Source organism: Brevibacterium picturae, from assembly GCF_900105045.1.
In the GTDB taxonomy this organism is placed as follows: domain Bacteria; phylum Actinomycetota; class Actinomycetes; order Actinomycetales; family Brevibacteriaceae; genus Brevibacterium; species Brevibacterium picturae.
Genome location: NZ_LT629739.1, coordinates 2,568,181 through 2,579,950, shown reverse-complemented (window position 1 = coordinate 2,579,950; position 11,770 = coordinate 2,568,181). Strand labels below are relative to the sequence as shown.

Annotated in this window: 11 protein-coding genes; 8 read left to right on the top strand and 3 right to left on the bottom strand. The window is 62.6% G+C overall.

The genetic code is table 11. The annotated features are described in order from the left end of the window. Positions 1-36: 36 nt before the first annotated feature. Complete coding sequence (locus BLT92_RS11920) at positions 37-783, bottom strand: ATP-binding cassette domain-containing protein (RefSeq protein WP_231938795.1); 747 nt, start codon at positions 781-783, stop codon at positions 37-39. A 331-nt stretch (positions 784-1,114) separates the two neighbouring features. Between BLT92_RS11920 and BLT92_RS11915 the strand changes: the two genes are divergently transcribed. Next, positions 1,115-2,212 (top strand): tellurite resistance/C4-dicarboxylate transporter family protein, encoded by a 1,098-nt coding sequence (locus tag BLT92_RS11915; RefSeq protein ID WP_157691432.1) that lies wholly within the window; start codon positions 1,115-1,117, stop codon positions 2,210-2,212. A gap of 276 nt (positions 2,213-2,488) precedes the next feature. On the opposite strand, the gene BLT92_RS11910 is transcribed toward BLT92_RS11915, so the two are convergent. After that, positions 2,489-3,244, bottom strand: a complete 756-nt coding sequence (locus BLT92_RS11910) for an IclR family transcriptional regulator (RefSeq protein WP_172802590.1) — start codon at positions 3,242-3,244, stop codon at positions 2,489-2,491. A gap of 159 nt (positions 3,245-3,403) precedes the next feature. On the opposite strand from BLT92_RS11910, the gene BLT92_RS11905 reads away from it, so the two are divergent. From BLT92_RS11905 to BLT92_RS11875, 7 genes are read left to right on the top strand one after another with little or no spacing between them, the layout of a single operon-like run. Next, positions 3,404-4,903 (top strand): MmgE/PrpD family protein, encoded by a 1,500-nt coding sequence (locus BLT92_RS11905; protein ID WP_092105903.1) that lies wholly within the window; start codon positions 3,404-3,406, stop codon positions 4,901-4,903. Continuing rightward, the gene (locus BLT92_RS11900; protein WP_092105902.1) at positions 4,900-6,159 is read left to right on the top strand and encodes a CaiB/BaiF CoA transferase family protein; all 1,260 of its coding nucleotides are present in this window, start codon (positions 4,900-4,902) and stop codon (positions 6,157-6,159) included. The genes BLT92_RS11905 and BLT92_RS11900 overlap by 4 nt, the downstream gene beginning before the upstream one ends. Beyond that, the gene (locus BLT92_RS11895) at positions 6,156-6,668 is read left to right on the top strand and encodes a MaoC family dehydratase (protein WP_092105901.1); all 513 of its coding nucleotides are present in this window, start codon (positions 6,156-6,158) and stop codon (positions 6,666-6,668) included. Before BLT92_RS11900 ends, BLT92_RS11895 begins: the two co-directional genes overlap by 4 nt. A gap of 3 nt (positions 6,669-6,671) precedes the next feature. Then, positions 6,672-7,832, top strand: coding sequence for an acyl-CoA dehydrogenase family protein (locus tag BLT92_RS11890; RefSeq protein ID WP_092105900.1), 1,161 nt, complete (start codon positions 6,672-6,674; stop codon positions 7,830-7,832). Positions 7,833-7,881: 49 nt separating this feature from the next. Continuing rightward, positions 7,882-8,946 carry a TRAP transporter substrate-binding protein gene (locus BLT92_RS11885; RefSeq protein WP_231938794.1) on the top strand — a complete coding sequence of 355 codons (1,065 nt, stop codon included), beginning with the start codon at positions 7,882-7,884 and terminating at the stop codon, positions 8,944-8,946. After that, positions 8,943-9,554, top strand: a complete 612-nt coding sequence (locus BLT92_RS11880) for a TRAP transporter small permease (protein WP_157691431.1) — start codon at positions 8,943-8,945, stop codon at positions 9,552-9,554. Before BLT92_RS11885 ends, BLT92_RS11880 begins: the two co-directional genes overlap by 4 nt. Continuing rightward, positions 9,547-10,854 (top strand): TRAP transporter large permease, encoded by a 1,308-nt coding sequence (locus BLT92_RS11875; protein WP_092105898.1) that lies wholly within the window; start codon positions 9,547-9,549, stop codon positions 10,852-10,854. The genes BLT92_RS11880 and BLT92_RS11875 overlap by 8 nt, the downstream gene beginning before the upstream one ends. Before the next feature lie 289 nt (positions 10,855-11,143). Here the strand turns inward: BLT92_RS11875 and BLT92_RS11870 are convergent, their stop codons facing one another. Beyond that, positions 11,144-11,722: a DUF805 domain-containing protein gene (locus BLT92_RS11870; RefSeq protein WP_231938793.1), complete on the bottom strand. Its 579-nt coding sequence runs from the start codon at positions 11,720-11,722 to the stop codon at positions 11,144-11,146. Between the last annotated feature and the right edge of the window lie 48 nt (positions 11,723-11,770).

Here is an 11,770-nt window from a genome sequence, read left to right as displayed (position 1 = left end):
CTGGTCTCGCCCGCCTCGGCGGTTGAGGTGGTCGGCTCAGTGTCGGGGATGCGGGGTGAGTGACAGTTTGTCTACCGCGGTGGGTGAGACCTCCGCGCGCAGCTCGTCGAGGACGAGGTCGACGTCGGAGGAGTCCTCACAAGAGGCGATGACCGTGAGTGGATTCTCGGGGTCGCGGTTCCTGCGCAGCTCCTGGTAGATCAGTATTGCCGCCCACGCCCGAGCCCGATCTTCGCGTTCGCGCAGATAGTCGATGTTGTCGAGGACGAGGACCGGTGCCTGCGCGAGGCTCGCCAGACCGAGTTCGAGGAGGAACTTCTGCAGCTCGCTGAGTTCTGAGACGAAGGTCTTCCCCTCGTCATCGATGAGGAAGTCTGCGTGTGTGGCGTCCGAGGTCGAGAATTTCCCTTCGGGAAGGCGATCGAGCACCTCGGAGGCGGACTCGAAAGTCTCGCGGATGACGTCGACGACCTCGCGCAGGGAGGATTTCGAGACCCACGGTTTGTACCAGGGCTGAAGCATGATCAGTCGCTCGGCGATATGCTGAGCGAGGGTGAAGTCATTCTCGAGGTCGGTGAGACCGGCAATGTGGCCGACGCTGACCTGTTCGCGTACGCGACGGGCCTGCTCGCGGATGTTATGCTCGCCCACATGTCCCTCGCCTGAGGTCACGCGCATGCGGCCGGCGATGGAGAGCAGCAGGGCTGTCTTGCCGGACCCGGCAGCGCCTTGGATGATGACCACCGAGCCGCGTGGCACGTCCAGGTCGATTCCGGAGAACACTTCTCCTTGTTTTCCCGACAATCCCCAATCGCGGAGGCTGACTTGGCTCACTGCTTGTTCTGTCTCGTCGGTGAGCGTCTGTGAATTGCTCTGCATTCCTACTACTCCCAGTGTGTGCGACTATGTCGACCGTTTGTGCTGGCCGCTGACGCCGGAAACGCGGTTCTGGCACGCTTGCCTGCCAAGCACATTACGCCACATGGGCTCTTTCGAAGTCGTACGGTCTGACGCCGGTCAAGTTACTCATAGGTAACTATAGTGTTCGATGCTGAACATCGTCTCGAAATCGCCCCGAATGTCTCCAATCCCACAAAATGTCGATAATGGAAGAATGAGCACTGGAGAGACGAGCCTGACATACCTGCAGACGAGGTGGGGGCTGAGCCCGGGCACGGTCACCCCGGGATGCTTCGCTTCGGTCATGGCCACCGGCATCATGTCCGTCGGTGCACACCTCAAGGGCCTGACAGTCCTCTCCACCGTTCTGTTCTGGCTGGCCGTGATCCTCTACGTCTTCTTCCTGACGCTCGTCATCTGGCGCGCCTGTTCGCACAACGATGGACTGCGTGCCGATCTGCACAACCCGTCGAAGGCCTTCGGGTTCTTCACCTTCGTCGCAGCGACCAATGTTCTGGCAACCGCGCTGGAGGGTCAGTCGCACTTCCGCTTCGCCCTCGTGATCTTCAGCATCGGCCTCGTAGCCTGGCTCATCCTGGGCTATCTCATTCCGTTCTCCGCCGTCCTCGGCTCGTCGACTTCGCCCATCCTCACTCAGGTCAACGGCACCTGGTTCGTCTGTGTGGTCGCAGCTCAGTCCGTTGCCGTCGCAGCATCCGGGCTGAAAGCGAACCTTCCGACCCCCGCCGCCGAAGTCAGCCTCGGCTCCGTGCTTGCAGTCATCGCGGTCATCGCCTGGAGTGTCGGCGTCGGCCTCTACCTCGCCTGCGCGGTCTTCGTGGGAATGAGGGCACTGCTCCACCGGATCGGCCCCGCAGACCTCGATGCCCCGTACTGGGTGATGATGGGCGCACTGGCCATCACAGTGGTCGCAGGATCGAAGATCCTCGAGGGCGGGACGTCACCCATCTTCGCAGCGACGACCGTCATCATCGCGGGCGCCTCGGCCATCCTGTGGGCCATCTCGACCTGGCTCATCCCCGCACTCGTCCTGGCCGGACTGTGGCGCCACTTCAGTCACCGCATTCCTCTGGGATACTCGGCCGCGCTGTGGAGCATGGTCTTCCCGCTGGGAATGTACTCCGTGGCGAGCACGACCGTGGGAAAGGTCGACGAAGTGCCAAGCATCTCGTGGATCGGCTCTCAGTGGTACTGGATCGCCCTGACCGTCTGGGCGATCGTCTTCTGCGGAATGGTGTGGTCGTTCGTGCGGTCGACGAACGCAAATGCTGGAACTACCGTTCAAGGCTGAGCTCGGCCTCAGCTCGGCCTGAGCTCGGCCTGAGGGAGCGTCACGCCCAGCCAGCGCTGCGACATACATCTGCAGTGGTAGGTTGCGCGGCCGACGGGGCGTTCTGTGACTGGCACCCACGGACCCAACTGGCAAGTAGAGCACCACCTCGCGTCAGCCCCACTTCCTACACCAGCAGCGGTAGGTTCTGTCACTGGTAGGGCGCTTCGGAACTGGGGAGGGGTTTCAACACCGGCGCGGGGTCTCGAAACTGGCACGGCGGCCGACTGTGCGCGGCTAGCCAATCAGCGCCTCGGTGATGCGGGCACTGGCATCGATGAGCAGTCGGCCCACCTTTTCGTGATCGTGCTCGATGAAGCTCGTCAGCGGCATCGAAATGGAGATCGCGGCGAGAGGGCTGCCCTGCTGAGTGATCACGGGTACGCCGACTGCCGCGATGTTCGTCCGCCATTCCGCATGGTTGAGCGCATACCCGCGCTCACGCGTGAGACGAATTTCTTCGAACACCTCGACGCGGTCGAAGTCCTCCTCACGCGCCTCCGTGTCGAGCACCTCGCTCACATCGGCCTCATCCATGACGGACAGCAGTGACCGGCCACTCGAAGTGGAGTGGAACATCGGACGGGTGCCGAGTTCGAGGAACGTCCGGATCGGATTGGTTCCATCGACTCTGGCGACGACCACGTGTTCGAGCCCATCGAGCATGAGCAGGTGCATCGTCTCTCCGACGACGTCGCGCACGGCGTTCATCTCCCGCACTGCCAGCTCCGTGAGGTTGCCCGCCGAGGCGGTGCTGAGACCGATGATGAGCGCGCGATTCGTCAGGGACCAGCGAGCCTGATCCCCTCCAGCAGAGGTGACCCACCCCGCATGAGCCAGCGTCTCAAGACTCCTTTGAGTCGAGGTTTTGGGCATCTCGAGTCGGCGGGCGAGCTCTGAGACTCCAATCGCCTTATGTGCGGCCAGAGCTTCAATGACCCGAAGTGCATTGACAACGCTACGGATCGGTCCTGCCGAATTCGAGCCGGTCACGCGTGTCACCCCTTCATGCTTTCCTCCGTCATCTTGCCATGCAGGAGGGCCTTGACTTTGAACGATACCTCGTCGATGATAAACCAGGAACGGAACAGCGTTCCGGCTAGTGGCACGATAGCAAATTTCGCCTGACCCCGGCAAAGGAGCCGCATTCAGATGCACCGAGAATCACCCCCATCGTCGTCTGTCGCCGAAATGCACCCGGCGCCTCAGCTCAACAGCGATGCAGAAGGTCTGACCGACCAACTGACGCATGTGGCGACGACGTGGCAGGATCCGCATCCGACCGAGACGAGTGACGCCGCGGAACGTGCGTTCGTCGATACGCTTGCCTGTGCCATCGCGGCTCAGGGCGAACCCGCGGTGATGATCGCAAGTCGGGCATTCGCCCCAGAGGTGTCCCGCTCCCCGATACTCGGGCTTCCCTATTCCACCGGCGCCGCACCCCAGACCGTCGCCCTTCTCGGTGGCTTGGCCGCACATGCGCTCGACTACGACGACGTCGACGATGCCACGATCAGCCACCCCAGTGCTGTCCTCGTACCCGCCCTTCTGGCACTGAGCGTAGTACGCGATCTGCCCGGCCAATCTGTCATTGACGCCTATGTTCGAGGGGTCATCGCGGGTCGCATCATCGCAGCTGAGATCGGCATAGACGGCCACTATGAGCTGGGCTGGCACTCGACTTCGACAATCGGCACCGTCGCCGCGGCAGTGGCCACAAGCCGTCTCCTCGGGCTTGACCCCACTGCCACTCGTCACGCCCTCGGCGTCGCGGGGTCACTTGCCGCCGGCAGTCGGCAGAACTTCGGCACGATGACCAAACCGCTGCACGCCGGAACAGCAGCCAGCAACGCCGTAATCGCCGCACTGCTGGCCGATGGTGGTTTCACCTCCGACGATTCGCAGCTCGAGAGCCCTCTGGGCTTCCTGGCCCTGCATTCGCCGGAGTCCAACACAGGCAAACGCGAAGGCGCGGCTTTAGGCGAGCGCGAGGGCACGGCCTCGGGTGGCGAGGTCACCATCGAAGAGTCCGTGACCGAGCCGATCGGTCTCAATATCAAGGCCTACCCGTGCTGTTATTACATCCAGGCTGCAGCGGACGCGGTTTCGGATCTCATCGAGTCTGGACTGCGGGCCGACGACGTCGCGACCATCGAGGTCTGCGTCCAGCCGGGAGGCTTGGTCCCCCTCATCCACCATCGCCCGGTCACTGGCCTGGAAGGCAAGTTCAGCATGGAATATGCGCTGGCAGCGATACTCCTCGACCATGTGCTGACTCCGCAGTCATTCACCGATGACAGCGTCAATCGCCACACTGCGCAGGACCTCATCCCCCGAATCACCTCGGTGACGAACGATCTGCCGCCGATCGGCGCAGCCGAATGGACCGATGGCTACGCCGTCGTCACGGTGACGACCCAGGACGGGCAGACGCGCACGCAGCGAGTCGACCGCCCGCGCGGACATGCCACTCGACCACTCGATGAGCGCCGGCTCAGGGCGAAGTTCGACAACTGCCTCACCTTCGCCGGACTCACCACCGATGACCAGACCTATTCTGCCCTGCGCAATCTGTCCGCACAGTCGTCCATGACCACCTTCGCCGAGACGTTTGCGGCCGCAGTGGTCCCCACCGAGGAGGTCCTGTCGTGAGCACCGGATCCACCAAAGACCTCCCGCTGGCCGGCATCACCGTCGTCGCGCTCGAACAGGCCGTCGCCGCACCGTTCGCGTCGCGGCAATTGGCAGACCTTGGAGCACGGGTGATCAAAATCGAACGACCCGACGGAGGCGATTTCGCCCGCGGCTACGACCGCACTGTGACACGCGATTCGGCCGCTGCACAGGCCGGATCGGCGTCTCCGCTTGCCGACGCAGAAGAGGCCCCCACCCTATCGTCGGCCTTCCTCTGGCTCAATCGGGGCAAGGAGTCCGTCACGCTCGACATCAAATCTGAGGAGGGAAAGGCCCCGCTCGAACGGCTCATTGCCGGAGCCGATGTCTTCATCGAGAACCTCTCGCCCTCCGCTGCCCGTCGAGCCGGGCTGGATCCGAGGTCCGTCCAGATCAGACATCCGAACGTCATCGCCTGTTCCGTCTCCGGCTACGGGGAGACTGGACCGATGGCCGATGCGAAGGCCTACGACCTGCTCGTCCAGGGTGAGACCGGAATGATCGCTCTCACCGGCGACGGCGACATGATGGCCAAGGTCGGCATCTCAATCGCGGACATCGCTGCCGGAAGTTACGCCTACTCGTCGATCCTTGCCGCTCTACTCCACCGTTTCCGGACCGGTCGGGCTGAACCTGTGCAGATCTCCCTCTTCGATGCTCTCTCCGAATGGCTGGGCTACCCCCTGCACTACGCTCTCCACGGCGGCAGAGAACCGGCCCGCCGCGGCACGTCACATGCCACGATCGCCCCATATGGTGCCTTCACCACCGGAGACGGAAACATCATCCTCTTCGCCGTGCAGAGCGAACGGGAATGGACGCGCTTCTGTGAGATCGTCATGTCCGATCGGGCACTTGCCGCAGACGAACGCTTCGACTCGCAGCACTCGCGCGTCGGCAATGCCAAACTGCTCGAAGAGATCATCAGCGCCCGGCTCTCTCAACTCACCCAAGTCGAGGCCCTCGGACTCCTCAAGGACGCCGACATCGCAGTGGCCCGACTCAACGGAATCTCCGATCTCGCCGACCACGAACAGCTCGTGGCCCGTGACCGATGGATCGACACCCCCACTCCGGTCGGACCTGTCCGCACCCTGCTTCCGCCCTGGGCGCCAGGATCGCAGGGGCGGGAGTACGGAACCGTGCCCCGCCTCGGCGAACACACCCGGTCGGTGCTGGCGGAGTTCTCGCCGGCTGACATCGAATCCACAACCGAAAGGACAGCGCACCCATGACCACACACACCGGCTGGCACGGCAGATACTTCGAGGACTTCGTCATCGGCGACGTCTACGAGCACCCGCTGGGACGGACAGTGACGACGACGGACAACATGTGGTTCACGCTGCTGACCCAGAACACCGCGCCCGTGCACTTCGACCACGAGTACGCGAAGAAGACGGAATTCGGTCAGCCCCTGGTGAACTCCGCCTTCACGCTCTCGCTCGTCACCGGACAGACCGTCGGCGACGTGTCCCAGAACGTCTTCGCCAATCTTGCCTGGGACAAGATCAAGCTCCCGAAGCCGGTCTTCGAAGGTGACACCCTGCACTCACGCACAACGGTCCTCGACCGGCGGGAATCGAGCTCTCGGCCCAGCGTGGGCATCGTCAGCGTGGCGACCGAAGGATTCAACCAGCGCGAGGAGGTCGTCGTCAGCTTCGAACGGACCGTCATGGTCTACCGGAGAGGGTTCGGCCCCCGCGCCGAGGCGAGCACGCCGACAACATCACAGGAGAACTGAAACATGAGCATCGACAACACCACCGACGTCCGCAATGATCTGCGCGGTCTGGTCAATCAGATCTGCGCCGACTTCCCCGATGAGTACTGGCGACAGATGGACGAGGAGAAAGCCTACCCCGAAGCCTTCGTCGACACCCTGACGACGACGGGCTGCCTCGGCGCTCTGGTTCCGGAGGAATACGGCGGGCTCGGTCTCGGACTCGGCGACGCCTCGGTGATCCTCGAGACGATCAATCGCAACGGCGGCAACGCAGGCCCGGTCCACGCCCAGCTCTATACGATGGGTGCCCTGCTGCGCCACGGCAGCGATGAACAGCGCGCGCAGTACCTGCCCGGAATCGCCTCCGGCGAACTGCGGCTGCAGGCATTCGGCGTCACCGAGCCCACTGCGGGAACGGACACGACGAGTCTGCGCACGACAGCGGTCCGTGACGGCGACGAATACGTCGTCAACGGCCAGAAGGTGTTCATCTCCCGCGTCCAGCACTCGGATCTCATGATCCTGCTCGCTCGAACCACGCCCTTGGACCAGGTTGAGAAGAAGTCCCGTGGCCTCTCGCTGTTCATCATCGACATCCGCGAGCTGGAAGGACTCACGGTCAGTCCCCTGAAGACCATGGTCAATCATGAGACGAACGAACTGTTCTTCAACGACGTGCGGATCCCCGCCTCGGCGCTCATCGGAGAAGAAGGACACGGATTCCGCTACGTCCTCGACGGGATGAACGCCGAACGCATCCTCATCGCCTCCGAATGCATCGGCGACGGCCGGTGGTTCGTCGATCGAGCATCGAAGTACGCCGGCGAGCGCGAGGTCTTCGGGCGCCCGATCGGCGCGAATCAGGGAGTGCAGTTCCCCATCGCCAGGAATTACATCGACGTCGAAGCAGCGGACCTCATGCGCTGGAAGGCAGCCGACCTCTTCGATGCAGGTCAGTCCTGCGGCGCCGAGGCGAACATGGCCAAACTCCTGGCTGCCGACGCTTCTTGGAAGGCAGCGGACACCGCGCTGCAGACTCACGGCGGCTACGGAGTGACCACGGAATACGACATCGAGAGGAAGTTTCGGGAGACCCGCCTCTACCAGATCGCGCCGATCTCGACGAACATGATCCTCTCGTTCGTCGGACAACACGTCCTGGGTATGCCCCGTTCATTCTGAACCCTGCTGCAACCATCATTGGTCCTGAAATTTCAAGGAGGAGATTCACATGGACCGTTCCACTTCGAAAGCGATATCCGGCACTCAAGTCGGCCGGCGCAGCATGTTGGCCCTGGCCGGCCTTCCGCTGCTGCTGGCCGGGTGCGGAACAGTCGGAACGAACCCCCTGACCAGGGGCGGACGTTCGGCATCCGATATCAGGGTCGCCACTTACCTCACACCCTCGTACAAGGATCTCTTTCCCGGCATCGAGATGTTCGTCGACACCGCGTCCAAGGCCGAGGGAGTCAGCGTCGATCTCTACGATTCGGGTACACTGCTCAACGCCGCACAGACAATGCCCGGGCTGATCCAGGGCGTTGCCGACGTGGTGGTGCAGACAAGTTCCTACGTCTCGACGAGCTACCCCATCCTCGGCGTCTACGAGCTTCCCTTCGTCAATGAGGGGTTCGAGCAGATCCGACGAGCACTGGCCTACGACAGTCCCCTGTCGCGACTCATCAATGAGACTCTGCGCCCTCGCGGACTCATCTCCCTCGGATCCATGACGACCACCCCCGAATGGCTGTTCACCGTCGACCGTCCGATCGAGAAGCCAGAGGATGTCCGCGGCCTGCGCATCCGCACGGCGGGGCAGGTCGAAGGCGAGATGGTCAAGGCTCTCGGCGGATCGCCGGTGTCGATGTCTTCGGCCGAACTCTACGAGGCCCTCGAGCGGGGGACGATCGATGGCATGGTCAGTTACATGGGGACGGTCATCTCCCGCGACCTGCAGAACGTCCTCAGATACGGAACCGAAGCTCACTTCGGCGACTACAGCGTCGACGCCTACGCCAATGTCGACTGGTACGACGCATTGCCGAGTACTACCCGCGAAGCGCTCCACAACGCGGGCAAGATGCTGACCGAGAAGGGGACGGACCATCAGGTCGCTGTTCATGAGGACAAGTATCGCGGAATCATCGAGAACTCGGGAGTCGAGCTCCTGAGACTCGACGAACAGCAGATAGCAACGTTCCGGAAGGCGACGACTCCGGTCCTCGAATGGTGGAAGCAGAAGGTCGACGATCCCGAACTGGCCGAGAAAGCACTGAAGTTGGTGAGGTCCGCATGAGCAACGAATCGCAGCAGCGTCCGATCTTCCACCAGCCGTCCAAATCGCCGAGGCGGAACAACCGAGTCCTCGGACCGCTGGCAGATGCCCTGGTGACCGTCACCGCAGGGATGCGGGTCATCTCCGGAGTCATCATCGTCATTCTCATGTTCATCACCGGCTATGACGTCATCATGCGCTACATCTTCGCGCAGCCGCTCGAATGGTCCTTGCCGGTGTGCATGCTCGGACTCGTCATCATCGTCATGTTCGCCGTTCCCAATATCGCGGCCCAGCGATCACACATCGCCATGGATCTCTTCTACCGCAAATTCAGCGCGCGAGGGAAGCTCGTCGCCGACATCATCACGAACACCGCCACGCTTCTCTTCAGCATCGTCGTCGGAGTCACTGCGGCAGGGGCGTCGGCCAACTTCCTCGCCGGAGGACTGCGAACCTCGGGAAACTTCAATCTTCCCGTGTGGATCGACTACGCGGTCGTCGCCGTCGGGCTGCTCGTGCTCGCTCTCGTCGTCATCCTCACACCTTGGCAGACCCGCACCTCGGCGCTTGCTGCCGAAGACGAGGATGACACCACCGATACTGCCCGAGGGGGCACCCATGACTGAAGCTCTTGTCGTCACCGCAGCAGTGATCCTCCTGCTGTTCCTCATCATCATCCGCACACCGATCTTCATCGCCCTCGGTGTCTCCGGGCTGCTCGGGCTCTTCTTCGTCGAGGGCTTCTCCGGCATTCAGCAGATGCCGATCGCCTTCGTCAGCCAGTTGGAGAACTATTCGCTCGTGGCCGCTCCCATGTACATCCTCCTCGGCGAAATCCTCGTCGTCGGCGGCCTGGGTCAGGCGATCTTCAGGGCGGCGCATCAATGGCTGGCACGGATCCCCGGCGGTCTTGCCCTCGCATCGGTCGGTTCCTCGACCGTCTTCGGCGCGATGTCGGGGGTGTCCATCTCCTCGGTCGCGGTCGTCGGTCGCATGGCGGTCCCGGAGATGCTGCGTCGCGGATACAATCCTGGTCTCGCCTCGGGATCTGTCGTCGCCTCCGGCGCATTGGCGATGCTCATTCCGCCGAGTCTCATGTTCATCCTCTATTCTTCGATCAGCGGCGCCGGCGTCGGAGAACTCTTCGCCGCCGGTCTGATCCCGGGGCTGCTCCTGGCCGTGCTGATGATGGGCTTCGTCATCCTCGTCGCCACGATCAAGAAGGACCTGGCTCCGAAGACGACGGAGACGATCACCTGGTCATCGAGGTTCGCCTCTCTGGTGAAGATCATTCCCGCCATGGTGCTCATCATCATCGTCCTCGGTTCGATCTACACCGGCCTGGCCACCGCCACCGAGGCCGCCGCGATCGGCGCCATCGGCGCAGCACTCATCGTCGGTCTGATTGACCGGGCCCTGACCTGGACGAACATCAAGAAGATCCTCGTGGAGACGACGAAGATCTCCGGCAGCCTGCTCATCATCGTCGGAGCGGCGTTCGCCTTCACACAGCTTCTCGTCGTCGTCCGGGCACCCGAGGCCATCACTGGAGCGGTGAGTTCGCTGAATCTGCCCTCGGTGCTCATCGCGATCATCGTGCTGCTGATCATCGCCATGCTGGGCTGCCTCGTCGATGCGGCCTCGCTGCTCCTCGTGGTCACACCGATCGTTCTGCCGATCTTCACCACGCTCGGCTACGACCCGATCTGGGTGGGCGTCATCCTGGTCGTCACTCTCGAAACCGCGGTGATCACTCCGCCGGTGGGCCTCAACCTCTACACGATGAAGTCGGTGGTGCCGGAACTCGACATCGCCGACATCATCAAGGGAGCGGTGCCCTACCTGTTCATCGAGTTTGCGCTCATCGTGCTTCTCATCTGCGTGCCCGCGATCGTCACCTGGTTCCCCAGCATCTCCGCGGCCTGACGGTGGGGCGTCGCTGCGGGGTGTCGCGGCGGGGTGTCGCGGCGGGGTGTCGCGGCATACGGGAGAACGGTGCAGTGCGTCGCCGCAACCGAGGAGTCCGCGCGCCTGTGCACAGCACAACGCCCTGTCAGTCGTATTTCCTACATCTGCAACGGTAGGTTGTGCGGCTGGCGGGACGTGAGGCAGTAAGAAAACTGCCGCATGCAGTGTATGCAAGCGGCAGCTTCAATTCGCTGGAGCTACTTGTCTTCCCTGTGTAAATCTCGCTCCAGCAATAGTGCTCAGGCGATCATACGTCGAAGCGCTGGCCTTCAGGCTTGGAAGGCATGAGTTCAAGGACGAACACGATGAGTCCGCCGACACCGGGGATGAAGCTGAGGAAGAAGAACGGACCAGCGAAGTTTGCGTCGTGCAGACGACGCCAAGTGATCGCGAGGTTTGGGATGATCATGGCGAGAGCGATGAGACCACCGATGACATAGCCAATCCCCGCGACAATCACCCCTGGGCCCGACATTGCCGCCTGCGCAGCACTCGGATCGTAGGGGTCCACCATCGCCGCGGAACTCGCCGCCATGACCGCGCCGACAATGATCAGCACCAGTGGAATGAGCTGCACCAGGAAAGAGAACAGCGCCATCCACCAGAATTCGCTGCGTGATGCGCGCCCGGAGAACACGACGTACTTCTTGAAGAAGCGCTTGACGGCCTGGCCGAACGAGGCGCCGTAGAGCGGGAGGGAGAGATCTTCGGGGCTGGCAGCTCCGCGGATCTGGCCACCAGGACCCATCGCTCCAGGGCCGGGAGCCCCGGGGCCTGAAGGGTAGGCATTGTTCGCGTTGTAGGCGCTGTTCGCATCGTAGGACATGATGACCTTCGTGTTAGGAGTAGATTCGCTGTGCAATGAAGTGGTGCA

What these genes read in the sequence shown, in the direction of transcription:
- BLT92_RS11905 (WP_092105903.1), top strand. Translation starts at nt 3,404, where the DNA reads ATGCACCGAGAATCACCCCCATCGTCGTCTGTCGCCGAAATGCACCCG.
- BLT92_RS11915 (WP_157691432.1), top strand. Translation starts at nt 1,115, where the DNA reads ATGAGCACTGGAGAGACGAGCCTGACATACCTGCAGACGAGGTGGGGG.
- BLT92_RS11875 (WP_092105898.1), top strand. Translation starts at nt 9,547, where the DNA reads ATGACTGAAGCTCTTGTCGTCACCGCAGCAGTGATCCTCCTGCTGTTC.
- BLT92_RS11880 (WP_157691431.1), top strand. Translation starts at nt 8,943, where the DNA reads ATGAGCAACGAATCGCAGCAGCGTCCGATCTTCCACCAGCCGTCCAAA.
- BLT92_RS11870 (WP_231938793.1), bottom strand. Translation starts at nt 11,722, where the DNA reads ATGTCCTACGATGCGAACAGCGCCTACAACGCGAACAATGCCTACCCT.
- BLT92_RS11895 (WP_092105901.1), top strand. Translation starts at nt 6,156, where the DNA reads ATGACCACACACACCGGCTGGCACGGCAGATACTTCGAGGACTTCGTC.
- BLT92_RS11885 (WP_231938794.1), top strand. Translation starts at nt 7,882, where the DNA reads ATGGACCGTTCCACTTCGAAAGCGATATCCGGCACTCAAGTCGGCCGG.
- BLT92_RS11890 (WP_092105900.1), top strand. Translation starts at nt 6,672, where the DNA reads ATGAGCATCGACAACACCACCGACGTCCGCAATGATCTGCGCGGTCTG.